Genomic DNA, 24,313 nt, shown 5'->3' on the forward strand with positions numbered 1-24,313 from the left:
CGGCCAAATCACGCTTTCTTACGTTCTGTAACGAAAATCCCACACAGAAATATCTCGCTAACCATATGATTTAAAACATGAATCACAAAACAGAACGACCCCGGCAAAGGCCGGGGTCGCGGGGGCTGTTAACAGCCTGTTACGCTCAAGGCGCCGCTGCGGGAGTCAGGAATCGCGGCGGTGGATTCCCTCCCCCCAAAAGCGACTGACCTCAATTGGCCTGGCGACGCAGGAACGCCGGGATCTCCAGCTGGTCGTCCTCATAGCCACGGGCCTGCGGCGCGGGGGCCGGCGGCTCCTGGCGCTGCGGCGCCTGGGCCGGGCGGCGGCCATATTCAGCGTGAGCCGGCGAAGGAGCCTCAACGGGCGGACGCGGCGCCATTGGGGCCGGCTGGTGCGCCGGCTGCGCGTGCGGCGCAGCGTGACTCTCCTCACGACGGCCGAGGCCGACCGAGGCGATGCGCTGCAGCAGCGACATGCGACGGGTCTCGTGCTCGGGCTCATATTCCGGCTCGCGAGCGCGCAGCTGGTTCTGGGCCGGCACCGGCAGTTCATCCACCCGCGGCATACGCGCCGGGCGCACCACGCGCTCGGCCTGCGGCGGAATGAAGTGCTCCTGCATGCCGGCGGCCGGGGCCATCGGCTGCTGCGGCGCCGGGGCGGCGGGACGCATCATCTGCGGCGCAGGCTGGGCGAGCGGCGCGGCGGGGGCCATGGCCGGAGCCGGCTGGACTGCCTGAGCCAACGGGGCCTGAGCCAGCGGGGCCTGGGCCATCATAGGCGCCTGCTGCGGCGCGGGAGCGACTTCCGGCGCAGCGGCGACCGGGGCGGCGACAGGCGCAGGGGCCGGCGCAGCGACAGAGGCGGCGGCCGGCGCGACGACCGGCGGCACCGGCGCGAAGGTCGCGGCGGCTTCGGTGACGGGGGCCGGCGCAGTCACCGTCGAGCGGATGCTCGGCGGCGCCTGGTTGGCGCGCATGCGGGCTTCTGTCCGGAGGCGCTCCGCTACCTCAGCGATCTTTTTTTCGGTAGCCAGGATGTCGGCGTCCTCGGAGATCGCGGCCGGCTCGATGCCGGTGGCGACCACGGAGACGCGGATCAGGCCTTCGAGCGACTGGTCGAAGGTGGCGCCCAGTATAATGTTGGCTTCCGGATCCACTTCCTCGCGGATGCGGGTCGCGGCTTCGTCAACCTCGTACAGGGTCAGGTCGGGGCCGCCGGTGATCGAGATCAGCAGGCCGCGCGCGCCCTTCATCGACACATCGTCGAGCAGCGGATTGGCGATGGCGGCTTCTGCGGCGTTGATGGCGCGCTTGTCGCCCGAGGCCTCGCCGGTGCCCATCATCGCCTTGCCCATGCCGCGCATGATCGAGCGGACGTCGGCGAAGTCGAGGTTGATCAGGCCTTCCTTGACCATCAGGTCGGTGATGCAGGCCACGCCCGAATACAGCACCTGGTCAGCCATCGCGAAGGCGTCAGCGAACGTGGTGCGTTCGTTGGCCACGCGGAACAGGTTCTGGTTGGGGATGACGATCAGCGTGTCGACCGCCTGCTGCAGCTCGGCGATGCCGGCCTCAGCGACGCGGGTGCGCCGGGCGCCCTCGAACTGGAACGGCTTGGTCACCACGCCGACAGTCAGTATGCCCAGGTCGCGGGCGGCGCGAGCGATCACCGGCGCTGCGCCGGTGCCGGTGCCGCCGCCCATGCCGGCGGTGATGAACACCATATGCGCGCCGGAGAGCTGGTCGCGGATCTCGTCGATCACTTCCTCAGCTGCGGCGCGACCCACGTCGGGCTGCGAGCCGGCGCCCAGACCTTCGGTGGCCTGGATGCCCATCTGGATCACACGTTCCGCCTTGGCCGAAGCCAGGGCCTGCGCGTCGGTGTTCGCGCAGACAAACTCCACGCCTTCAAGACCCGCTTCGATCATGTTGTTGACGGCGTTGCCGCCGGCGCCGCCGACGCCGAACACCGTTATGTGGGGCTTCAGTTCGCGGATATCCGGAACCTGCAGCTGGATCGCCATTTGAAGTTGCCTCTTTCCAGTACGGCGCCGGCTGCGCGCCCCCTTTGGAATGTATGAGTGGTTCCCGGCCGCCGCACCGAAAACACGGATTCATCCTGAGATCCCACACCGGGGGCGAATCAGCTGATTTGCGCCCAAGTGTCTGATTTACTTATTTTTTCAATCGCGAAGCAGGATTGGTATGGTTAATCATGCTTCAGAAACTGTCTTTGATCCACCGTCCAACGCGCGCAAAGTAGTTATCAGACCCCGTTCTCGCGTAACTGTGGCTGGCGCGCGGTTCGAAATGTTCGACATGCGCGACCTGGGGATAAACCAGCAGCCCCACTGCCGCAGCGAAAGCTGGGCCTTTGGCTGCCTCTGGCAGACCCTTGACGCCAAGGGGCCGCCCGCTGCGCACCCGCGCCGGCGCTGATCCTGCGGACAGAATGCGTTGCGCCGTCGCGTGCATGCCATTGAGCTGGCTGGCGCCGCCGGTGAGCACGATCCGGCGTGAGGCCATGGCCCCAAAGCCGGCGTGACGCAGACGGTCGCGCACCAGTTCAAGAATTTCCTCCACCCGGGGCTGGATGATCCGGGTGAGCTGGGATTTCGGCGCGTGATTGGGCACGTCGCGCTCAAACTCATCCACAAGCGGCACGGCGATCAGCTCGCGCTCATCAGCCGGCGTCAGCACCGTGGAGCCGTAGAGCGTCTTGAGGCGCTCGGCGGCGTTGATGCGGGTCGACAGGCCGCGCGCCACGTCCATGGTGACGTGGTGGCCGCCGACGGCGATGGCGTCGGAATGGACGATCGCCCCGCCCGAGAACACCGCGAATGAGGTGGTGGAGCCGCCCATGTCGATCAGCGCCACGCCCATGTCGGCCTCGTCATCGACAAGGCAGGACAGGCCGGAGGCGTAAGGGGTCGACACCACCGCCTCCACATCAAGGTGGCAGCGCTCCACCGCCAGCATCAAATTGCGCGCCGCGGTGGCGTCGGCTGACACCACATGCATGTCGACGTCGAGCCGCTGGCCGAGCAGGCCCTCCGGATCGGTGACGCCGCGCTGGCCGTCGAGGCTGAAGCCAGTCGGCAGGGTGTGCAGCACGGCGCGGCCCGGCCGCATGCCGTTCTGCGCCGCCGCCGAGAGCGCGCGCTCCACGTCGCGGGCGCTGACCGCGCCGCCGCGCACGTCGACGCCGGCGCTCTCCTTGAGCGAGCCGAGCCGGCCGCCGGTGAGATTGACGATGACCGATTGAACCTCGACCCGGGCCATGCGCTCGGCGGCGTCGACGGCGTGGCGGATCGACTGCTCGACCGCCTCCAGATTGACCACGGCGCCGCCCTTGAGGCCGGCCGAACGGGTGTGGCCGATGCCGAGCACCCGGGCGATGTGGGTGCGGCCAGGCAGCGCCTCACTATCGCTAACCGGCTTCAGCTGGGCGATGATGCACACGACCTTGGACGAGCCGACGTCGAGCACCGACAGCGTGGCGCTGCGGCGGGCGGACAGGGGCTTCAGGCGGGGCGTGAAGATATGATTCATAGCGTGACCGCCCCCTTGAGCTGCTTGGCCCGGTTTTTCAGCATCTCGGCCCGCGCCGCCGCCGCCTCAACGCTCTGCCGCACCGCGACGCGGTCTGGCGTGCGCAGGTCGACCAGCAGGATGTCCTTGTCGAGCAGCCGGTGGTCGCGCTCCAGCAGGGCGAAGCGGGCCAGGGCTGCGGCGGCGTCCTTGCCGCCTGGCAGCTTGACGCGCACGCCATTGTCCATGGTCAGCGTCCAGTTGCTGCCTGCCTCGAGCGAGCCGGCGCGAATGCGCTCGCGCAAGGCGCCAGCCGATTCCAGCAGCGCCGCGTAGTCGCCGGCGCGGATATTGGCCCCCTCGCCGACCACGAAGGGCAGCCGGGCGAAACGCATGTCGGTGACGCGGTCGATGGGCGTGCCGTCGGCGGCGACCACGAACAGTTCGCCGTTTTTCTGCCAGAGGGCTGCGGGCTTGCGCTCGGTGATGACGATCGACAGCTCGTTCGGATAGAGCTTGCGCACCGCCGCTTCCTTGACCAGCGGCAGCTTCTCCAGCGCCGCCCGCACCTCATTGACGTCGAGGAACAGCAGCGAGCTCTGGTCGGTGACGCCGGCGGCGCGCAGCGCCTCGATCTGCTGCAGCTCCTTGAGGCCGCTCATGTGCACACGGTCGACGCCGAGGCCGACCAGACGGGCCAGCGCGTCACGCGGCTCGCCGTAGGCGGCGCGGAATTCCGCGTCATGGCCGCCCATGTAATAGCCGGCGACGCCAACCGTCGCCATGAAACCAGCCAGCAGCGCCGTGCCGAGAAAACGTGGCGTGCGGTCGACCAGCGGCCGCACGGCGGAGCGGCGACCGGGGCGGCGCCACAGGGGAAAGCGGCGGCGCGACGGCAGCACGTCCAGGGACACAGGCATCGGACGACCGTCGAGGCTCATGGCCATCGCGGTCATGCCGGCGCCGGGCAGTCCCGACGTTACCGATCGCAGGAGGCGTCCTCCACCATCCATCGCACCAACTCGCCAAAAGAATAACCGGCGTAGGCCGCCATTTCGGGTGCCAGGGACGTCTCGGTCATGCCAGGTTGCGTATTCACTTCCAGGCAAATTAACGCCCCGGTTCCCCCAGGCGTATCGTCCCACCGGAAGTCCGCGCGACTGACGCCGCGGCACCCGAGCGCCTGATGCGCCCTCACGCTTAACTCTTGAACAAGACGGTAAATATTTGGTTTAATTTGTGCGGGAAGGATGTGGGTAGAGCCGCCTTTCGCGTACTTTGACTCGTAGTCGTAGAAGGCCTGACCACTGGTCACGATCTCGATGACATCAAGGGCGCGATCCCCCATCACGGCGCAGGTAAGTTCACGTCCTGCAACGTATTTTTCCACCATCACCACATCGCCATAGGGCCAGTCGTGGCGCAGCAGTTCCTGCGACGGATGCGACTGTCCCGCTTTGACAATCACCACGCCGAAGGACGAGCCTTCGTTGACCGGCTTCACAACATAGGGAGGCGGCATCAGGTGGCGCGCCGCGGCCTGCTGGCGGGTGGTGACAATGCTCTCGACCACTGGCACGCCAGCCGCCGCCATCACGGTTTTCGCCCGCTGCTTGTCCATGGCAAGGGCCGAGGCGAGCACGCCAGAGTGGGTGTAGGGGATGCGCAGGGTCTCGAGCACGCCCTGCACCACCCCATCTTCGCCGCCGGCGCCATGCAGGGCGTTGAGCGCCACATCTGGCCTTAGCTCGGCCAGCCGCGCCGCAATGTCCCGGCCAACGTCAACCCGGGTCACCCGGTAGCCGACCTGCTCAAGCGCTGCGGCGCAGGCCGCGCCCGAGCGCAGCGACACCTCACGCTCGGCGGCCCAGCCGCCCATCAGCACCGCAACATGGGTGTTGTCCGGGGTCGTCATCCCATACCTCCTGCGGCGGACCGCCACGGCCGCCGCGCCACTGGTTACATGCGGATTATCCCAGAACCCGAGGAGCATGACTCATCGGGTTCTGGCCAAGCCCGTGCGGCGCCTGAGCATTTCAGGATGCGGATGCGTCAGCATCTTCGCATCCTGGTATGAGTTGCGGAAGCGCGCGCTCCCGCTCTGGCGTCGCCACAGGGAGTGGACGCCACTCCTGGTTACGGAACTGCAAAGGCGCCGAAAGGCGGCGTCTTGAAGGACGACGCGCCGCGCCTTATCTGCAGGCCGCCGTGACGCCTGCATCGCCTGCGTCGCTGGTTCAGGGCCGGCCGACGCGGCGAATCTCCCACTCCAGCGTCACGCCGCTGTGGGCCAGCACCCGCGCCCGCACCTCTTCGCCCAACTCCTCGATCTCGGCGGCGGTGGCGCCGCCGTGGTTGATCAGGAAGTTGCAGTGCAGCTCGGACACCTGCGCCGCGCCGCGCCGCAGGCCCCGGCAGCCGGCGGCGTCGACCAGCTGCCAGGCCTTTGCTTCGGGCGGGTTCTTGAAGGTGGAGCCGCCGGTCCGGGTGTTGACCGGCTGGGTGGCGCTGCGCGCCTCGGTGATCTTCGCCATGGCGGCGGCGATCTGCGCCGGATCGCCGGGGCGGCCTTCGAACAGCGCTTCGGTGAAGATCACATCCTCAGCCACGGCGCAGTGGCGATAGGTGAAGCCCATGTCGGCCCGGCTGAAGACGTGGATGGCGCCGGCGCGGTCGACGCCGCGGGCCTCGACCAGCACGTCGGCGGTCTCGCCGCCATAGGCGCCGCCATTCATCCGCACGGCGCCGCCAATGGCGCCGGGGATGCCGCGCAGGAAGCTGAGGCCATCAATACCGGCCTTGGCCGCCGCATTGGCGACCTTGACGTCAGGCGCCCCTGCCCCGGCGCGCAGCCGGTTGCCCGCTAGCACCTCGATGGCGGCGAAAGCCTTGCCGAGGCGGATCACCACGCCAGCGAAGCCGCCGTCGCGCACCAGCAGGTTTGAGCCGAGCCCTACGACCAGCACCGGAATGTCAGCCGGCAACTGCCGCAGGAAAGCGGCGAGGTCGGCCTCGTCGGCTGGTTCAAACAGCACGTCGGCGGGACCGCCGGCGCGGAACCACGACAGAGGCGCCATCGGCGCATTGGCGGTGAGCCCGCCGCGCACGCCGGCGATGGCGGCGACCTGGTCTGCGATGGCGTTACCGCTAATGGCGGCCATGGAAAGTCTCCAGCTGGCGTCCGCAAGTTCGGTGGCGCCAGACGATGTGAGGGGGCCTGGGCGCGCGGCCCAGGCGGCCCAACAGGCGCTGCACCAGGCCGCACAAGGCGGCCCAAGGGGCCCATCGACTAAGGCTCAGTCCAGCTGCGCCAGTTGCTCCGGCAGGGCGTAGGCCCACTGGCTGATGCTGCCGGCGCCGAGGCAGACGACGTAATCGCCCGGCTTCGCCAGCTCATGGATGATGTGCGGCAGATCATCCGGACCACTGACCGCCACCACCTTGCGGTGCCCGCGCGCCTTGACGCCATCGATCAGATCGCTTTGCTGCGCCCCCGCGATCGGCTGCTCGCCTGCTGCGTAGACGGGCGCCACCGCCACCACGTCGGCGTCGTTGAAGCAGGTGCAGAAATCATTGAACAGCGATTGCAGCCGCGTGTAGCGGTGCGGCTGCACCACGGCGATGACTTGGCCCTCGGTGGAGGCGCGGGCGGCGCGCAGCACGGCGGCGATCTCCACCGGGTGATGGGCGTAATCGTCGAAGATGGTGACGCCGTTCCACTCGCCGGTGCGGGTGAAACGACGCTTCACGCCGCCAAACCCGGCCAGGCCCTTGCGGATCAGGTCCGGCGTGACGCCGAGCTCCAGCGCCACCGCGATGGCGGCTGTGGCGTTGAGGGCGTTGTGCAGGCCCGGCATCGGCATTTCCAGATCATCGATGCGCAGCTCGTCGCCGCCCTTGGGGGCGCGCACCACCACCGAGAAGCGGCAGCGGCCGCCGCGCAGGTCGACGTCGACCAGGCGCACGTCGGCCTGCGGGTTCTCGCCATAGGTGATGACGCGGCGGTCGAGCGCATGGCCGACCAGATCCTGCACCGCCGGATGGTCGATGCACATCACGCCGAAGCCGTAGAACGGCAGATTGTCGATGAAGGAGCGGAACGCCTGCTTCACCGCATCATAGGTCTGGAAGTGATCGAGATGCTCGGGATCGATATTGGTGACGATGGCCACATCTGCCGGCAGCTTGAGGAAGGTGCCGTCGGATTCATCCGCCTCCACCACCATCCAGTCGCCGGCGCCAAGGCGGGCGTTGGTGCCATAGGCGTTGATGATGCCGCCATTGATCACCGTCGGGTCGAAATTGGCGGCGTCGAGCAGCGTCGCCACCAGCGAGGTGGTGGTGGTCTTGCCATGGGTGCCGGCGATGGCGACGCAGGTCTTCAGCCGCATCAGCTCGGCCAGCATCTCGGCGCGGCGCACCACGGGGATGCGCGCCTCGCGCGCCGCCTTCAGCTCCGGATTGTCCGGCTTGATGGCGGTGGAGATCACCACCACCGAGGCGTCGCCGACATGGCTGGCGTCGTGGCCGACAAAGGTGGTGACGCCGAGGTCGGCGAGGCGTTTGACGTTGGCGTTCTCGCTGGCGTCAGAGCCCTGCACGCGATAGCCGAGATTGTTCAGCACTTCGGCGATGCCGGACATGCCGATGCCGCCAATACCGATGAAATGGATCGGGCCGATCTCGCGCGGCAGTTTCATCACGCATTCTCCATAGCGGGCCAGCGGCGCCTCCGCCGCGCGACCCCTCAACAAACTCTCAAACGCTGGCCCTTGATGCCCTGCGCACGCGGGCCAACTGGTCAGGCAAACCGTTCAGGCCAATGGCTCAACCGCCCTTTCGGGTAAGGCCGCCGATCTCCATCACCAGATCAGCCAGGCGGCTGGCGGCGTCCGGGATGCCGACGCTGCGCGCCGCGTCCGCCGCCGCGCGCAGCGTGGACGGATCCTTGAGCCGCGCGGCGATTTCGTCGTGCAGACGCGTGGCGGTGAATTCTGGCTGGGGTATGACCTCGGCGGCGCCAATTGTCGCCAGCGTCGCCGCATTGGCCGCCTGATCCTGGTCGAGCGAGCCGGGCAGCGGCACCAGAATGGCGGCGCGGCCGATGACGGCGAGCTCGGCCACGGTGGAGGCGCCAGAGCGCGCCACCACCAGATGGCTGTGGGCGATGCGGGCCGGCAGATCGCTGAAGAAGGGCTCGACCGTGGCGGTCACGTCCATGTCGGCGTAGCGGTCGCGCACCCGCTCAAGGTCTTCGGGCCGCGCCTGCTGGGTCACCACGATCCGGCGACGCTGGGCCGGCGACAGCAAGGCGATGGCCGCCGGAGCGACGTCGCTCATCACCCGGGCGCCCTGGCTGCCGCCGAACACCAGCAAATGCAGCGGCGCGTCGTCGCCGAGCGGCGGCAGCGGCAGGCGCGCCGCCTCCAGCACCGCCGGGCGCACCGGATTGCCGACATGGTGAATGCGGGCGCGGATTTCCTGGGGGACGCCGGCGACCTCGGCGAAACCCGTCGCCAGCGCGGTGACGCGCGGGGCGAGGAATTTGTTGGCCCGCCCGAGCACGGCGTTCTGCTCGTGAATGATGCTGCGGGCGCCCGCCGACTGCGCCGCCTTCAGCGGCGGCACGCTGGGATAGCCGCCGAAGCCCACCACCACAGCCGGGCGCAGCTCCTTGCGGATGACGCTGCGCGCCCGCCAATAGCCGCGCGCCAGGGTCAGCGCCGCTTTGGCCATCACCGGAAGCGATTTGCGCGATGGGGTAGCGGATGGGATCTCGTAGATGGTCTCGGCCGGGAACTGCGCCACATGGCCGGTGACGCGCACGTCAGTGGCCAGAGCGACGCGCACGCCGCGGGCCTGCAGCTCGCGCGCCAGCGCCTCAGCCGGAAACAGATGGCCGCCGGTGCCGCCAGCGGCCAGCAATACTATGGGATTGGCGCTCATGTCAGACGTCGCTGCGCTGGAGGGAGTGGCGGCGGTCGGGCAGACCGGCGGTGGGGCGTTTGCGGGTGACGGCGATGAGGAAGCCCATGCCGAGCGCCAGCGACAGCAGCGACGAGCCGCCATAACTGATGAACGGCAGCGTCATGCCCTTGGCTGGCAGCAGATGCACGTTGACGCCCATGTTGATGCCCGCCTGCACCCCGAACAATGTCACCAGACCCACGGCGGCATAGGCGCAGAACGGGTCTTCAATGCGGCGGGCCAGCGCCAGTCCACGCAGCACCACCACCAGGAACATCAGCGCCAGCACCATGCAGGCGATGACCCCGAGCTCTTCGCCGGTGACCGCGAAAATAAAGTCGGTGTGGGCGTCGGGCAGGATGCGCTTCACCGTGCCCTCGCCCGGACCCTTGCCGAACCAGCCGCCCTGATAGAACGATTCCATCGCCGTATCGACCTGGAAGGTGTCGCCGGAGGATTTGTCGAAGAAGCGCTCCATACGCGAGCGCACGTGCGGCACCAGCGCATAGGCCACCGTCAGGCCGAGCGCCGCTGCGCCGCCCAGCGCCGCCATCCACATCATGTGCAGGCCAGCGACGAAGAACAGCGTGCCCCACACGGCGATGATCAGGATGGTCTGGCCAAAGTCGGGCTGCAGGATCAACGGAATGGTGGTGGCCGGCAGGATCAGGATGGCCAGCAGCGTGCCAGGCGCATCCTTGCGCGAGCCTTCCGAAAACGCCCAGGCGGTGAGCACCACGAAGGCTGGCTTGACGAATTCGGACGGCTGGATGGTGACCGAGCCCAGTTGCAGCCAGCGATGGGCGCCCTTGACCTCCGGCCCGAACTCCAGGGCGGCGAACACCAGCAGCATCGCCACGAGAAAAATCACCAGCGCGGCGCGACGCACATGGCGCGGCGACAGGAAGGAGGCCGAAACCAGCACCACCAGCGCTGGCGCCAGAAACGCCGCCTGGCGATTGACGAAATGAAAGGTGGACAGGCCCAGGCGCTCGGCCACCGGCGGGCCGCCGGCCATCAGCAGCACGAGGCCGCTGACGATGATGGCGCCGATGGCGATCAGCAGCGTCCGGTCAACGGTCCACCACCATTGCCCCACATAGGTGCGATCGGCGCGCGACGCCATGGCAAGCTCTCCGGCCTCTGGCTCCGTGGCGACGGCGGCGGCGCCGCCCCGCGCGGGGACCATGCTCGACTGTCACTGGGGAAGCGCGTCCTGTCAGGGCGCGTCCCGGAATGAAAGGGATACGTCGCGGGCAGGCCTCGCCGCCTTGCCGTTGCGCCATCCCACGCCGGGAGCCGTCGTCAGCCACACCAGGGTGGGCCAAGCTACAGTCGCCTTGCGCCGCAGTCCGTCAGCCCGGGTGGGCCGCCAGCCACGCGGCGACGCAACGCCGGAAGTCGTCGCCGCGCGCCTCGAAATTGGGATATTGGTCAAACGAGGCGCAGGCCGGCGACAGCAGCACGACCGCTTCCGGCAGGCCGGAGGCGGCGGCGGCGTCAGCGGCGCTGGCGAGCGCGACGTCGAGCGTCCCGCAGCGTTCGTAGGCGACCTTCCCGTCGAGGGTTGCGGCGAATGATTCGGTTGCATCGCCGATGAGATAGGCTTTGCTGATTCTGGCGAACAAACCGTTAAGAGAGGCGACGCCGCCCTCTTTCTGCTTGCCGCCGAGGATCCAGAACACGCCGCCCTCAAACGCCCTGAGCGCCTTGTCGGTGGAATCGGCGTTGGTGGCCTTGCTGTCGTTGATGAACACCACATTGTCGCGGCGGGCCACCTGCTCCATGCGATGGACCAGCCCTGGGAAGCTGCGCAAACCCGCGGCGATCACCGCCAGATCGACGCCCAGCGCTGCGACCGCCGCGCTGGCGCACAAAGCGTTCTGGGCGTTGTGACGGCCACGCAGCGAAGATGATCCGGCGAGATCGGCGAAGGCGACGCCATCGCGCAAAAGGCGCGTGCCGTCGCAGCTCCAGCCCGCGGCATGGGCGGCGTCGGAGCGGATGCGGGCGACCGGCTTGCCAAGGGCGTCCATGCGTGCGGCGGCGGCGCGGGTGAAATCATCCTCCACCGCGATCACCGCCACATCGGCCCCATTGATGAGCCGCTCCTTGACGGCGGCGTAATGGTCCAGCGTGCCGTGGCGGTCGATGTGATCGGGGGTGATGTTGAGGAACACGCCGACGCTGGGGTTGAGCGAGGGGGCAAGGTCGATCTGGTAGGACGAGCATTCCACCACATGCACGCGCCCGACCGCCGGCCCTGGCAGCGACAGGATAGCCGTGCCGATATTGCCGCCCAGCGCCACCTCCTTGCCGGCGTGCTGCAGCAGATGGGCGATCAGCGCCGTGGTGGTGGATTTGCCATTGGTGCCGGTGATGGCGATGAACGGCGCCTCAGGCGCCAGCGCCGCCCGCTCGCGGCAAAACAGCTCGATATCGCCGATCACCGGGACGCCCGCCGCCTGGGCGAGGTCGACCGTCCAGTGCGGCGCGGGGTGGGTCAGCGGCACGCCCGGCGCCAGCACGAAGGCTGAAAAGCCTGACCAGTCAGCTGTTTTGAGATCGACCACCTCAAGCCCGGCCGCCGCCGCCCGCTGGCGCGCGGCGTCGTTGTCATCCCACGCCGCGACACGCGCGCCGCCGGCCAGCAGCGCCTTCGCCGTGGCGATGCCCGAGCCGCCGAGCCCGAACAGAGCGACGGTCTGGCCCGCCATGGTGGTGATCGGGGTGAGCGTGCTGGCTGTGGACATCAGCGGGGCCTCAACATGCGCCAGCAAGCGCGCCGGCGCTTGCTGGATAAGCGACAGATCCTGAAGGGCGCGCGATCAGCGCAGCTTCAGCGACGACAGGCCGATCAGTGCCAGCACCACGGCGATGATCCAGAAGCGGATCACCACCTGCGGCTCGGTCCAGCCCAGCTGCTCGAAATGGTGGTGGATCGGCGCCATCTTGAACACGCGCTTGCCGGTGAGCTTGAACGACGCCACCTGGATGATCACCGACAGCGCCTCGAGCACGAACAGGCCGCCGACGATGGCGAGGACGATCTCGTGCTTGGCCGCCACCGCCATGGCGCCGAGCAGGCCGCCGAGCGCGAGCGAGCCGGTGTCGCCCATGAAGATCTGGGCCGGCGGGGCGTTGAACCACAAAAAGCCGATGCCCGCGCCGAGCAGCGCGCCGCAGATCACCGCCAGTTCGCCCGTGCCGGGCACGAAATTGATCTGCAGATAATCAGCGAATTTCACATTGCCGACGAGATAGACGATCAGGCCGAAAGCGGCGGCGGCGATCATCACCGGCACGATGGCGAGGCCATCGAGACCGTCGGTAAGGTTGACGGCATTGCCTGCGGCCACCATCACCAGCGCGCCGAAGGCCAGGAAGAACCAGCCGAGGTCGATCATCACGTCCTTGGCGAAGGGAATGGCGACCGAGGTGGCCATATGGGCGGTGGCGCCGCCGCCAGCGGTGCGCTCCACGGTGACGATGGCGAAACAGGCGGCCAGCGCAATGATGAATTCGATGCCAAGGCGCGCCTTGCCCGACAGGCCGGCGTGCGACTGCTTGGTCACCTTGAGATAGTCGTCATAGAAGCCGATGGCGCCGAAACCGACCGTGACCAGCAGCACGATCCAGACATAAGGATTGCTGAGATTGGCCCACAGCAGCGTGGCGACGATGACCCCGGACAGGATCATCAGCCCGCCCATGGTCGGCGTGCCCTTCTTTGACAGATGCGACAGCGGGCCGTCGCTGCGGATCGGCTGGCCCTTGCCCTGCCGGATGCGCAGCGAGGCGATGATCGCCGGGCCGAACAAAAACACAAACAGCATGCCGGTGAAGATGGCGCCGCCTGTCCGGAAAGTAATGTAACGGAAGACGTTAAGGGCGCTGAACGAGGCCGAGAGCTCGGCGAGCCAGTACAACATGGGTCACTCTTTCCCTGTTCAGTCGCGAAGGGCGGCGTCCGCCGGGAAGCGGTGTTTGAGCGCCGAGACAATTCGGGAGATTCGGGTGCCGTTCGAGCCTTTCACCATCACCACATCGCCGGCCTGAATGGCGGCGAGGACGGCGGGTTCAAGCTCGGCCGGCGTTGCTGCGTAGTGCGCCCGGCGCTGCTCGGGCAATGCGTCCCAGAGCGCGCGCATGGCCTCGCCGCCTGCAAAAACCTGATCGACGTCGCTGTCAATCAATTCCGACACAAGGCTGGCATGCAGGGCCGGCGACTGGGCGCCCAGCTCCAGCATGTCGCCGAGCACGGCGATGCGGCGGCCACGGGGGCCCGGAGGGGTGGCGCCAAGCGCGGCGATGGCGGCGCGCATCGAGGCGGGGTTGGCGTTGTAGCTCTCGTCGATCAGCGTCACCGAACCGCCGGCCACCGCCAGTTGGGTGCGCTGGCCCCGGCCTTCCGGAGCGGACAGCTGGCCGAGCGCCAGAGCGGCGAGCGCCATGTCGGCCCCCAGCGCCTGCACCGCCGCCATGACAGCCAGCGAATTGATGGCGAGGTGCCGGCCCGGGGCGCCGATGCGCCACGTCGCCATGTCCCCAAAGATGCTGGCGTCGACCACCGACAGATCTGGCTGCACGATGACGCGCTGCAGCCGCACATCGGCGCCGGCGGCCTCGCCGAAGCTGACGATCTGCGCCGCGCCGCCGCGGCTGGCGTGCTGGCGCAGGCGCTCACTTTGGGCGATATCAGCGTTGATGATGGCGACGCCGGAAGGCTCAAGGCCATCGAAAATTTCGCCCTTGGCGTCGGCGATGGCGTCGACCGAGGGGAAGAATTCCAGATGCACCGGCGCGACCGTGGTCACCACGGCCACGTGCGGGCGCACCATGGCGGTCAGCGCGCTGATCTCGCCCGGGGCGCTCATGCCGATCTCGAACACGCCGAAATCCGTGTCGCGCGGCATGCGCGCCAGGGTCAGCGGCACGCCCCAATGATTGTTGTAACTGGCGGCGGAGGCGTGCACGGCCCCCTGCCCGGCCAAAGCGAGGCGCAGCGCCTCCTTGGTGCTGGTCTTGCCAACGGAGCCGGTGACGGCGACGACCTTGCCGCGCATGCGGGCGCGGCTGGCGCGGCCGGCGGCCTCCAGCCCCCTCAGCACGTCCTCGACCACGAGCAGCGCGCCTTTGTCTGCGACCAGCGGCGCCAGCGCCGCCGCGTGCGCCTCGTCGACCACCGCCACCGCAGCGCCCGCCGCAAGCGCCGCCGCGACAAAGTCATGGCCATCGCGCGCCAGCCCGGCGATGGCGTAGAAGGCGTCGCCAGGCGCAAGCGTGCGCGTGTCGATGGATATGCCGGTGATGGCGGCAGGCGACTGGCCGATCAGCCGCGCCGCCATGGCCTCCCGCAGCTCTTCGCCCGTCCAAAGCGGCGTGGACGCCTCGATTGTCATGCCCTGTGCTCTCCAGTGGCGGAATGTCGACGACGACTGATGCGCCAAAAAGGTTCAAATCCTGTTGCCATCGCCACGAACCTTGCGCAGCGCCCGCCTCTATCGCCCCCGCCCCTGTCGCCGCAAGCAGGACTGGAGCATGTTCCGATCACTCCGGACCGGCTCATGCCCCTTTCCATGCAGGGAGCGCATTCTCGTCGACCAAACGATGCCGTTTGCTCGGAAAGCGCTCCAGCGACCATGGCGGGTCGCGCGCTCAGACCTCGCCGCCCGCCGCCACAATGGCTGTGCGCGCCGTCTCCTGGTCAGAGAACGGCAGCACCTGCTGACCGACGATCTGGCCGGTTTCATGGCCCTTGCCGGCGATAACCAGCACGTCGCCGGCGCCGAGGCCGGCGATCGCCGTGCGGATGGCCTCGCCGCGATCACCGATCTCCACAGCCTGCGGCGCTGCGGCGCGGATCGCCGCGCGGATGAGCGCCGGATCTTCCGAACGCGGATTGTCGTCGGTGATGATCACCTCGTCGGCGTAGGTCGCGGCGATCTCGCCCATCATCGGGCGCTTGCCCGGATCGCGGTCGCCGCCGGCGCCGAACACGCACCACAATTTGCCCGACGCGAAGGGCCGCAGCGCCTTAAGCACCTCGCGGAGGGCGTCGGGCTTGTGGGCGTAATCGACGATGACCAGCGCGCCCTTGACCTTGCCGACCCGCTCCATGCGGCCAGGCACGCCCTGCAATTGCGCCAGCTGCGGAAGGACATTGGCCGCGTCCTCGCCGGTGGCGATGCACAGGCCAGCCGCCATCAGGGCGTTCACGGCCTGGAAGCCGCCGCACAGCGGCAGCACGATGTCATAGGCGTCGCCCTCGACCGTGACCGACAGTCTCTGGTCGAAGCCATCCGGCGCATGGGCCAGCAGCTGGATGTCGGCGCCGCCCTCGCCAACGGTGAGCGTGCGCATGCCGCGCGTGCTGGCGATCAGCAGCATCTCCTGGCCATGGCTGCTGTCGATATTGATGACCGCAGCGGCGGAGGCTGGCGCAACCTCCGAGAACAGCCGTGACTTGGCGGCGAAATAGCTCGCCTCGTCCGGATGGTAATCCATGTGGTCGCGGCCGAGATTGGTGAAGCCGACCGCCGACAGCCGCACCCCATCCAGCCGCCGCTGGTCGAGGCCATGCGAGGACGCCTCCATGGCCAGATGGGTGACGCCCTCGCGCGCCAGCTGGTCGAGGGTGCGGTGCAGGGTGACCGGATCGGGCGTGGTCAGCGACCCATAAACCGCGCCGGAGGGGCCGATGACGCCGACGGTGCCCAGTGACGCCGCCTTGTGGCCGCAGGCGGTGAACAATTGCCGGGCGAAATCCACCACCGAGCTTTTGCCCGCGGTGCCAGTAACGGCGACGATATGGGCTGGCTGCAGCGGATAGAGCGCCGCCGCCGCCATGGCCAGGGCGCGGCGGGCGTCGGGGCTCTGGCCCCAGGCCACGGTCGCGGGCAGGTCATCGGGACGCGGGCTCTCGGCGACAATGGCCAGCGCGCCGCGCGCCACGGCGTCGGCGACGAAGGCGCGGCCGTCAGCCCGGGCGCCGGCCAGCGCGACAAAGGCCGAGCCGGAGGTGGCCTCACGGCTGTCAGCGGTCAGGCTGGTGATGCTAATATTGGCTGCGGCGCCAGTGAACAGTCCCGGGAACGCCTGCTCAAGGGTGACCGGCGACGCCGACGCGCTGGCGGCGAGCGTATCTGTCATGGCGGCGGTGCTCCTGCTGGTGGACCGGGATGGTTGGGTCCGTGGGGTCGGACCGGCCGGACGCATCCCTTGCAAACGTCGGCTCGGGATCCCGGTTCCGCCCCAATCGGGGCGGCGATGCAGGATCATCACGGCTCATAGCACGATCGCCCCAGGCTGTGTGCCTCAGGCTGTGCGCCCCAGGCTGTGCGCCTCAGACTGGGCGCCTCTCGGGCGGATCGATGACCTGGCTGGGGGCGCTGGCGGCGCCTGGCCCAGGCGCGCCCACCCGCGTCCGGTTGCGGGGCGGTGGGGTCAGGCGCCCATCACGTCAGTCGCGCAGGCCCTGGGCCCCGAGGCGGGCCATGGTCGGGAACGGGTTCTTCGGCTCCTCGAAGATCGGCGGCAGGCCGAGCAAGGGCGCGACGCGGGCGATGATCTTGCCGGTGGTGACGCCGGCGTTCCACGCTGCGGTGGCGTAACCATGGGTTTCCGGCAGGCCCTGCGGCTCGTCATAGATGGTCAGGAACAGATATTTCGGCTTGTGGGCCGGAGCGACCGACATGAAGGTGGTGAACAGCCGGTTGCGGGCATAGCGGCCGCCGATGACCTTTTCCGCCGTGCCGGTCTTGCCGCCGACGTAATAGCCCTGCACCGCCGATTTGCGCGCTGAGCCCTTGGCCCCGTTCAGCCGCATGATGTAGCGCATGGCCTCCGAGGTCTGCGCCGACACCACCTGGGTCCCCACCGCCTTCGCCTCTTCCTCGGTGCGCTTGAGGAAGGTCGGCGTCAGCATGCGGCCGCCGTTGAGCAGCGCCGCCGTGGCGGCGGTGGCCTGGATCGGCGCCACCGCCAGACCATGGCCGAAGGAGATGGTCATGGTGTTCAGCTCGCCCCAGCGGGCGGGCACGATTGGCTCGGCGCTCTCCGGCATCTCCGTGCGCATGCGGGTGAGCTGGCCAAGTTTGCGCAGGAACGCCTTGTGACCCTCGACGCCCACCGCCAGCGCCATGCGCGCCGTGCCGATGTTCGACGAGTACACAAAGATCTCCGGCACGGTCAGGATGCGGTTCTTGCCGTGATAGTCGCGGATGGTGAAGCGGCCATAGCGCAGGCCGCCGCGGGCGTCGAAGGTGGAGTTGATGTTCACCTTGCCCGAATCCAGCGCCATGGCGGTGGTCAGGGCCTTGAAGGTCGAGCCCATCTCATAGACGCCGACCATCAGCCGGTTGATCCGGTCCTTGTCGAGCGCGTCAACCGGGTTGTTCGGGTCGTAATCTGGCAGAGACGTCATGGCGATCACCTCGCCGGTGTTGACGTCGAGGATCAGCGCCGCCGCCGCCTTGGCCTTGAAGTGGGCCATGCCCTTGACCAGCTCGTCGCGCACCGCATGGGTGGCCTTGAGGTCGAGCGACAGCTTCACCGGCTTGAGGTCGGCGGCGTTGTTGATGAAGCCGAGACCGGCCAGGTCGCGCAGGCCCTGGTTGTCGATGTATTTCTCGATGCCGGCGATGCCCTGATTGTCGACATTGGCGAAGCCAAGCACATGGGCGCCGACCGGGCCATTGGGATAGACGCGCTTGTTCTCCGGCAGGAAGCCGACGCCAGGGATGCCGAGGCGGTGCACTTCAGCGCGCTGCTTGGGCGTCAGCTCGCGCTTGATCCAGACGAAGCCCTTTTTGGTGTTGAGCTTCTCGCGCAACTCCCGGGCGTTGAGGTCGGGCAGCACCGCCGTCAGCAGTTCCGTCGCCTCATCAGCGTCAAGGATGTTGCGCGGCTCGGCGAAGGCCGAGTAGGTCTTGATGTCGGTGGCCAGCAGCAGGCCATTGCGGTCGACAATGTCCGGGCGGGCGACGCCGACGGTATTGCCGGCGACAAAGCGCTCGGACACCGGCGGCGGGAACACCGCAAAGGTGGCGAGCCGCACCGCCACGGCGCCGAAGACGCAGATAAAGCCTGCGCCGACCACAATAATACGGGCGTTGGCCTTGTCGCCGCGCATGCGGAACATGTCGGCGATGACGGCGCGCGCCACGGCGAAAGCGCTGCGACGCGGTTGGCGCACCTTTTCGGGACGCGGCGTTGCGGCGCTGGTCTTGTCTGCAGAAGGTGTCGCGCCCTCAGCCGTGCCTGGCCGCAGCCGCATGCGCGCCGCGTGGGCGGCGCCGCGCATGCGGCTGCGCAGACCAGACAAGGCGCCGCCACGGGAAGCGGCGTCAGGCGCGCTGCTCGTCGCATCGGCGGCTTGGGCAGCCTTTTGTCGTGTGGGTTCCTGCCGCGCCACCGGCGCTACTTCAGCATCAGCCTTGATGGCGTTTGGGCGTGCAACGGCGGCCTTTACGGGCTGAGCGGCATTGGACGGCTGGGCGGCGGCTTCTGGGCGCGGCGCATCCGTCGCCTTTGTCGGCTGCGGCGGGCGCGGGCCGCCTGGCGCGGGCGGTAGCCTGGGGCCGCGATCGCTACGATTGGAGGTATCCGGCAAACTTACCTCCCAGGCGTACGGGCGGCGGCGCGCGCCTCCGGCGCAGAGGTTGCGTCAGAGGCGACAGACGGGGTCGTGGTGGGTTCGGACAGGCCGAGGTCAGCCAGTTTGCGTCCGATAGTGTCAATTTTCTCCTGGCGCAGCGGCAGATCCTGCGGCCGCACCAATTGTTCGATGGCCATGGGCTTCAGATCGAGGTGGCGCTCGGCCAGCACCTGCAGCCGCTCGGGCCGGATCAGCCGCTGGAACTCGGCGGTCAGCACCGCGCCGAGTTCTTTCTCGCGGCGGATCTGGTGCTTCAGCTTCACCACCTGCTCGGCGAGATAGACCGTGTCATATTTGATCGAATAGGCGTAACCGGCCGATGCGACCAAAGCGACGATGGCGGCGATGTGGAAGATGCGAATGATCACCGCGCTCTCCGTCTGGTCGTCTCTGGCAGCATGGCCAGGCTGGTGACGTCGCCGTCCTCCGCCTGGGCCGGGGCTTCAGTGCGCAGCGCGGCGCGGAGCTTGGCCGAGCGGGCGCGCGGGTTGGCGCGCAATTCGGCCTCCGACGCCGTCACCGGCTGACGCTTCAGCAAGGTGAAGGTCGCGGGCGTCGCGTCGTCCTGCTGCGGCGCAAAGCGGTTGCCGCCGCCGCGCCGCCCCTGGCGGTTGGCGAAGAACTGCTTGACGATACGGTCTTCGAGTGAATGGAAGGTGACCACCACGAGCCGCCCGCCTGGCGCCAGCAGGCGCTCGGCGGCGTGCAGCGCCTGTGCCAGCTCGCCCAGCTCGTCGTTCACCGCAATGCGCAGCGCCTGGAAGGTGCGCGTCGCCGGATGCGGCGCGGTCGGCGGCGCATGCACCACCTTGCCGATAATGTCCGATAAGGCGCGCGTGGTCAGGATCGGCGCTTCCTTGCGGGCGTTGACGATGGCCCGCGCCACCTGCCGCGCCCGGCGCTCCTCGCCGAAGTGGAAAAAGATGTCGGCGAGACGCTCCTCGCTCTCCTCATTGACCAGATCGGCGGCGCTGGGGCCCGACGAGGCCATGCGCATGTCGAGCGGGCCGTCGAAGCGGAACGAGAAGCCGCGCTCGGCCTGATCGATCTGCATGGAGGAGACGCCGATATCCAGCACCACGCCATCGAGCGGCGGCAGGCCGAGATTCTGGGCCGTCTGCTCCATGTCGCTGAAATTGCTCTGCACCAGGGTCAGGCGCCCGCCAAAGCGCGCGACCAGCGGCTGGCCGCCGGCGATCGCCGACGGGTCGCGGTCAAGCGCCGTCAGCCGCGCATCGGGGCTGGCGTTGAGGATGGCGGTGGCGTAACCGCCCGCGCCGAAGGTGCCGTCAAGGAAATTGCCGCCAGCATGGGGGGCGATCGCGTCGATCACCTCCCCCAGGAGCACCGGTACATGAAGGGCCGGTCCGCCAGCGGCGTCGGCTTCGCCGTCGCCGTGGCCCGTCATGCGCCTGACGCCCCTGGGGAGAGTGACGCCGCAGGACCGGCGGACAAGCCTGCCCGGCCCAAATTCTTCTTCAACTCGCGCACCTTGGCCCGCGCCTCTTCCAGATGGAGGCGGAAACGCTCCGGCTCCCAGAGCTGAAACTTGTGCCCGTGCCCGACGAAGGTCACCGCATCGGCGATGCCCGCATGGGCTTTCAGGGCCTCGGAGAAAGTGACCCGGCCTTCCGGATCGACCTTCAGGATTTCGCTGGTCCCGAGCAGGGCCGTCGACAACAGATCCCGCTCTTCCGAGTAGGGCGACAGGGTGTTGAGCAAGCCATTGATCTCCGACAGCAGCGCGTTGCCGCCTGCATCCAGCGCCGGAACGTCCAGCCCCGGATGCACATACAGCCCCTCGAACCCATCGCGCGCCAGCACAGCCCGGAACGTGGCCGGGATGGACACCCGACCCTTGGAGTCGAGCCGGTTGGTGAAGTTGGACACAAACCGGTCCATCGCCAACTGCCGCCCCAAGCCAGTAGCTCCACCCTGCGCCGACAACCGCGCCGGAGCAGGCGTCGGACATCACCCCGGCAGTCGCCGACGCAGCGCGATCAGCGCCACGCCTGCCGGCTGAGACCAGACAGGACGCCTGGCGCTCCGCCCAGCTCTCTGACGGGATGATTTGGGATAACATGGGAGACTATGGGCGTCAATGGAATCAAGGGTTTCGACACGCGCCCAGACGCGCCGCCCGAGTGATTCGTCGACGCCGCCCAGGCGCAGCCCATCATCGGCCCGGCAAGGTTAATGAATCGGTTACGGAGCAAGGGTTAGCGGGGCCAAAGGCCGGCTGGGATCACCGCGCGCATGGCGACGCGATGCGCCGCCGGACAAGTGTTTGCGCACGGTTTGCAGACGCAGGACGGCGACGCCCCAGCAGCGCCGGGGCGTTAACCATCTGACATTTTCGTGAAGGGGCGGACGGAACATCCGCAGCGAGGCGCCCCCCCCCGCGCGACGTGTGGAAGGCGTGCAAGCTTTCGCGATGCAAGAAAAAGCCAGTCGGCCTGTAAGCCGGGTTCTGTAAGGCCCAGTTCCGCAAGCGCAACTGGACGTGACGACCATTCATCTGGGACGGTCGTTACCGACCGCCTCTAGCAACCAACCCGGACGATCTGGCCGGAAAAGCCCGCGCTTGCGCGCACGTCGTCCCTATTTGGTCTTGCTCCCGGCGGGGCTTGCCATGCCGTCTGCGTCGCCGCATCCGCGGTGCGCTCTTACCGCACCCTTTCACCCTTACCTCCGGCGAACCGGCGGCGGTATACTCTCTGTGGCGCTTTCCCTGGGGTCGCCCCCGCCGGACGTTATCCGGCGCCGTTTTTCCGTGGAGCCCGGACTTTCCTCTGCGGGGCAGCGGTCGTCCGGCCAACTGGCGCTGGTGGTGTGACGGCGCCATCGCCGCGCGTCAACCCCTCGCCTGCCCGCCGCTGCGCATTCGTCGGGGACGCACGCGCCCGGCATGCATCTTCCGTCGAGCATATTGCGCCAGGCCTCTTGCGCCAGGCCTCTTGCGCGATGCCGCCACGGCAAAAGGCCCGCCGAGACATTGACGTCGCGACGGGCCTGCAGCTGCATTCACGCCAATTTGGTCAGTTGCTCGCCATCATCGTGCGAACCCGCGAGCAATAACGCGCCGCGTGGGCGCTGAGCCGCTCGGTACGATGGCCGCCCTGATATTTCATGATGGTCTTGCAGGTGTCGCCGCCAGCCAGACGATAGGCGACCGCCAGATATTTGACGCCATAGCGCAAGTTCACATCAGGATCGAGCAGACCCTGAACACTGCCGGCATAGCCCATGGAGCGGGCAGTGTTGGGATGGATCTGCATCAGGCCGGTATAGGGACCATTGCGCGCCGATGGATTGTAGCGGCTCTCCACCCGCACCACCGCATCGGCCAGCGCCACCGGCACGCCGTGGGCGCGGGCGTGGCGCTCGATCAGCCCGGCGACCTGGGCGCGGGCGGCGGCGTCGCGAGCCGCGCCACGGGCATGGCGTCGGCCACGGCGCGGCTCCTCCGCCATCGGCCCTGCCGCCATGTCCTGCGGCGGGGCTTCACGCTGCGGCTTGCCGGAGAGGAATTTGAACAGGTCGAAGCCGCCCGAACGTTGCGCCGCGGCAGGCGCCGGAGCCGCAAGCGCGGCCTGTTGCACGGGGGCCGTCATGGCCGGGTCTGCCCCCGAAGTCTGCGCATCCTGCGGCGCAGTCGCGGCCATTTCGGTCGCGGCCTCCAGCCCAGCAGGGCGGCGCGGCGGCATGGGGGCGCGGGCGACAAGGCGCGCATCGCTGGCCCCGGCTTCGGCGTCGACAGTCTCTGCAGGGGCCTGCCCGGCTGGCTGCGCGTCTGGGACAAGGGTGGCTGGCGCACTTGCGGTCTGCACAGCCGGGGCGCCAGACGCCGCCGGCGCGGCTGCTTCAGCGGCAAGATCGCCAGGCCGCAGCGGCGGCAGCGGCGCGCGGCTGACAACCCGGCGCGCTTCGGCGGATGGGGATGGAGCAGGCGCCATCTGGCCGCCCTCGTCCGCAGGAGCCTGCGCCGCGACTGGGGCAGAGCCGACGGCTGGCGCACGCTCAACCGCCGCGACTGCGACGGGCGCGTTTGCCGGGGCGGCGTCAGGCCGCTCACTGCGCTTGTCGGACCCGGCGGCTGGCTTCTTGGCCGGGGCCGCCGGTTTGGCGTCCTTGCCGCCAGTTTTGCCGGCCGCTGGCGGCTTGTTGGCGGCTTTACCGTCGGCTTTACCGGCGGGCGCGCCCCAGGCCGAACCCTTGCTATAGCCTGAAGAACCGAAGCCACCGAGGGGCCCCGGCCCCTGCGCCAGATGCTGGGACGTCGCTTGCTGCGGCGAAGATTGGGGAGAAGCCGGCTGTTGGGAAGCCGACTGGCCGAGAACAGGAGCGCCGCCTGCCATCAGGCAGACCAGCGACAGGGCTGTCGTCGTGGTCAGTTTCAAACCGTATTACCCCCTGGCGCGTGGCCATCACCGCCCCATACAGCGTGTCGCTGAAGTATGGCGCGTCCGTATGCGGCGGGCAGCACGCCACAGGCGCGTTTCCGCAAACACACGACCTTGAAACCCTGGAGCCCGCCATCATCACGCCGAGGCGCCTCAGGCTCCGAAACGAATGCGATCACATCATCGCGCCCGGCGACGGCGACCGCCGCGCGGCGTCATTCGGGAGGGGCGAAGTCTGGTTCAGCCTGCAACGGGTGAACCCGTGCGCCCCAATGGCGCATTAACCCCAGAGTGGGCCACAGCCACGGAGCCTGCCCGACCTATGGCGCGAGGCCACAACTGCCCACCCCCTGCATCGCCGCCCTCACGGGCCGACGATCGTCCATGGCGCGAATGTCACCGGCAATTGCGGCCAACATCGGGCGCGATCAAGACAATGAACATGGTGTGCATCTGGTTAATCGCGCCAGATTTGTCGCAGAAATCAACAGTGAGCGCAAATCCCGTGGGCGCGCCAACGCCAGGGCAGACCGCTGTTCAACACCCACGATCACGCTTCAGTTCATTGCAAAGCAACAGATCTACAGCCATGGTCACGCTATATTTGCAGCGAGGGCGCAGCCGCCTCCCTGTCTCAGCGTCGTGCCACTGTAGCGCCATGGTTGCTTCACAAGCTCCGCGCCTATGGCGTCCGAAAATGCGACGGTCGATGGCGCCGCCGACCGGGTCAGCCGGGAACCGGATTGGCGAGG

Annotated in this window: 17 protein-coding genes and 1 other RNA gene; all 18 read right to left on the reverse strand. The window is 68.3% G+C overall.

Annotated elements, in window-relative coordinates; genetic code table 11:
- Positions 1 to 211 precede the first annotated feature (211 nt).
- The 18 genes from ftsZ to AC6A67_RS13485 all read right to left on the reverse strand — a co-directional run bounded on the left by ftsZ (position 212) and on the right by AC6A67_RS13485 (position 23,558).
- Positions 212 to 2,026 carry a cell division protein FtsZ gene (gene ftsZ, locus AC6A67_RS13400; RefSeq protein ID WP_498037050.1) on the reverse strand — a complete coding sequence of 605 codons (1,815 nt, stop codon included), beginning with the start codon at positions 2,024 to 2,026 and terminating at the stop codon, positions 212 to 214.
- A 196-nt stretch (positions 2,027 to 2,222) separates the two neighbouring features.
- Positions 2,223 to 3,554 (reverse strand): cell division protein FtsA, encoded by a 1,332-nt coding sequence (gene ftsA / locus AC6A67_RS13405; protein ID WP_498037051.1) that lies wholly within the window; start codon positions 3,552 to 3,554, stop codon positions 2,223 to 2,225.
- Positions 3,551 to 4,489, reverse strand: coding sequence for a cell division protein FtsQ/DivIB (locus AC6A67_RS13410; RefSeq protein WP_498037052.1), 939 nt, complete (start codon positions 4,487 to 4,489; stop codon positions 3,551 to 3,553). The genes ftsA and AC6A67_RS13410 overlap by 4 nt, the downstream gene beginning before the upstream one ends.
- Before the next feature lie 23 nt (positions 4,490 to 4,512).
- Positions 4,513 to 5,448 carry a D-alanine--D-alanine ligase gene (locus AC6A67_RS13415; RefSeq protein ID WP_498037053.1) on the reverse strand — a complete coding sequence of 312 codons (936 nt, stop codon included), beginning with the start codon at positions 5,446 to 5,448 and terminating at the stop codon, positions 4,513 to 4,515.
- Positions 5,449 to 5,770: 322 nt separating this feature from the next.
- A complete protein-coding gene (murB, locus tag AC6A67_RS13420; RefSeq protein WP_498037054.1) occupies positions 5,771 to 6,694 on the reverse strand; it encodes a UDP-N-acetylmuramate dehydrogenase in 924 nt (307 codons plus the stop codon).
- A gap of 135 nt (positions 6,695 to 6,829) precedes the next feature.
- Positions 6,830 to 8,233: a UDP-N-acetylmuramate--L-alanine ligase gene (murC, locus tag AC6A67_RS13425; protein ID WP_498037055.1), complete on the reverse strand. Its 1,404-nt coding sequence runs from the start codon at positions 8,231 to 8,233 to the stop codon at positions 6,830 to 6,832.
- A gap of 127 nt (positions 8,234 to 8,360) precedes the next feature.
- Positions 8,361 to 9,479, reverse strand: coding sequence for an undecaprenyldiphospho-muramoylpentapeptide beta-N-acetylglucosaminyltransferase (murG, locus tag AC6A67_RS13430; protein WP_498037056.1), 1,119 nt, complete (start codon positions 9,477 to 9,479; stop codon positions 8,361 to 8,363).
- Position 9,480: 1 nt separating this feature from the next.
- Entirely contained in the window at positions 9,481 to 10,626 is a 1,146-nt protein-coding gene (locus tag AC6A67_RS13435) for an FtsW/RodA/SpoVE family cell cycle protein (RefSeq protein WP_498037057.1), read from the reverse strand.
- Positions 10,627 to 10,855: 229 nt separating this feature from the next.
- On the reverse strand, positions 10,856 to 12,253 hold the full coding sequence (gene murD, locus AC6A67_RS13440; RefSeq protein ID WP_498037058.1) for a UDP-N-acetylmuramoyl-L-alanine--D-glutamate ligase: 1,398 nt from the start codon (positions 12,251 to 12,253) through the stop codon (positions 10,856 to 10,858).
- Between the two features lie 75 nt (positions 12,254 to 12,328).
- A complete protein-coding gene (gene mraY / locus AC6A67_RS13445) occupies positions 12,329 to 13,432 on the reverse strand; it encodes a phospho-N-acetylmuramoyl-pentapeptide-transferase (protein WP_498037059.1) in 1,104 nt (367 codons plus the stop codon).
- 18 nt (positions 13,433 to 13,450) lie between these two features.
- On the reverse strand, positions 13,451 to 14,902 hold the full coding sequence (locus AC6A67_RS13450; protein ID WP_498037060.1) for a UDP-N-acetylmuramoylalanyl-D-glutamyl-2,6-diaminopimelate--D-alanyl-D-alanine ligase: 1,452 nt from the start codon (positions 14,900 to 14,902) through the stop codon (positions 13,451 to 13,453).
- A gap of 256 nt (positions 14,903 to 15,158) precedes the next feature.
- A complete protein-coding gene (locus AC6A67_RS13455; protein WP_498037061.1) occupies positions 15,159 to 16,652 on the reverse strand; it encodes a UDP-N-acetylmuramoyl-L-alanyl-D-glutamate--2,6-diaminopimelate ligase in 1,494 nt (497 codons plus the stop codon).
- A gap of 310 nt (positions 16,653 to 16,962) precedes the next feature.
- Positions 16,963 to 18,777, reverse strand: a complete 1,815-nt coding sequence (locus tag AC6A67_RS13460) for a peptidoglycan D,D-transpeptidase FtsI family protein (RefSeq protein WP_498037081.1) — start codon at positions 18,775 to 18,777, stop codon at positions 16,963 to 16,965.
- A 338-nt stretch (positions 18,778 to 19,115) separates the two neighbouring features.
- On the reverse strand, positions 19,116 to 19,526 hold the full coding sequence (gene ftsL / locus AC6A67_RS13465; protein ID WP_498037062.1) for a cell division protein FtsL: 411 nt from the start codon (positions 19,524 to 19,526) through the stop codon (positions 19,116 to 19,118).
- Positions 19,523 to 20,566 (reverse strand): 16S rRNA (cytosine(1402)-N(4))-methyltransferase RsmH, encoded by a 1,044-nt coding sequence (gene rsmH / locus AC6A67_RS13470; protein WP_498037063.1) that lies wholly within the window; start codon positions 20,564 to 20,566, stop codon positions 19,523 to 19,525. Before rsmH ends, ftsL begins: the two co-directional genes overlap by 4 nt.
- Positions 20,563 to 21,060, reverse strand: a complete 498-nt coding sequence (locus AC6A67_RS13475) for a division/cell wall cluster transcriptional repressor MraZ (RefSeq protein ID WP_498037064.1) — start codon at positions 21,058 to 21,060, stop codon at positions 20,563 to 20,565. The genes rsmH and AC6A67_RS13475 overlap by 4 nt, the downstream gene beginning before the upstream one ends.
- A gap of 541 nt (positions 21,061 to 21,601) precedes the next feature.
- An RNA gene (gene rnpB, locus AC6A67_RS13480) (RNase P RNA component class A) lies at positions 21,602 to 21,980 on the reverse strand.
- A gap of 216 nt (positions 21,981 to 22,196) precedes the next feature.
- Complete coding sequence (locus AC6A67_RS13485) at positions 22,197 to 23,558, reverse strand: lytic transglycosylase domain-containing protein (protein WP_498037065.1); 1,362 nt, start codon at positions 23,556 to 23,558, stop codon at positions 22,197 to 22,199.
- Between the last annotated feature and the right edge of the window lie 755 nt (positions 23,559 to 24,313).

It is taken from the genome of Camelimonas sp. FR25 (assembly GCF_059740505.1).

Excerpts from the sequence above, each read along its gene's own strand:
- murG (WP_498037056.1), bottom strand. The coding sequence starts at position 9,479 with ATGAGCGCCAATCCCATAGTATTGCTGGCCGCTGGCGGCACCGGCGGC.
- AC6A67_RS13455 (WP_498037061.1), bottom strand. The coding sequence starts at position 16,652 with ATGACAGATACGCTCGCCGCCAGCGCGTCGGCGTCGCCGGTCACCCTT.
- AC6A67_RS13435 (WP_498037057.1), bottom strand. The coding sequence starts at position 10,626 with ATGGCGTCGCGCGCCGATCGCACCTATGTGGGGCAATGGTGGTGGACC.
- ftsA (WP_498037051.1), bottom strand. The coding sequence starts at position 3,554 with ATGAATCATATCTTCACGCCCCGCCTGAAGCCCCTGTCCGCCCGCCGC.
- AC6A67_RS13460 (WP_498037081.1), bottom strand. The coding sequence starts at position 18,777 with ATGCGGCTGCGGCCAGGCACGGCTGAGGGCGCGACACCTTCTGCAGAC.
- murD (WP_498037058.1), bottom strand. The coding sequence starts at position 12,253 with ATGTCCACAGCCAGCACGCTCACCCCGATCACCACCATGGCGGGCCAG.
- AC6A67_RS13475 (WP_498037064.1), bottom strand. The coding sequence starts at position 21,060 with ATGGACCGGTTTGTGTCCAACTTCACCAACCGGCTCGACTCCAAGGGT.
- AC6A67_RS13415 (WP_498037053.1), bottom strand. The coding sequence starts at position 5,448 with ATGACGACCCCGGACAACACCCATGTTGCGGTGCTGATGGGCGGCTGG.
- AC6A67_RS13410 (WP_498037052.1), bottom strand. The coding sequence starts at position 4,489 with ATGACCGCGATGGCCATGAGCCTCGACGGTCGTCCGATGCCTGTGTCC.
- murB (WP_498037054.1), bottom strand. The coding sequence starts at position 6,694 with ATGGCCGCCATTAGCGGTAACGCCATCGCAGACCAGGTCGCCGCCATC.
- murC (WP_498037055.1), bottom strand. The coding sequence starts at position 8,233 with ATGAAACTGCCGCGCGAGATCGGCCCGATCCATTTCATCGGTATTGGC.
- mraY (WP_498037059.1), bottom strand. The coding sequence starts at position 13,432 with ATGTTGTACTGGCTCGCCGAGCTCTCGGCCTCGTTCAGCGCCCTTAAC.
- rsmH (WP_498037063.1), bottom strand. The coding sequence starts at position 20,566 with ATGACGGGCCACGGCGACGGCGAAGCCGACGCCGCTGGCGGACCGGCC.
- AC6A67_RS13450 (WP_498037060.1), bottom strand. The coding sequence starts at position 14,902 with ATGACAATCGAGGCGTCCACGCCGCTTTGGACGGGCGAAGAGCTGCGG.
- ftsZ (WP_498037050.1), bottom strand. The coding sequence starts at position 2,026 with ATGGCGATCCAGCTGCAGGTTCCGGATATCCGCGAACTGAAGCCCCAC.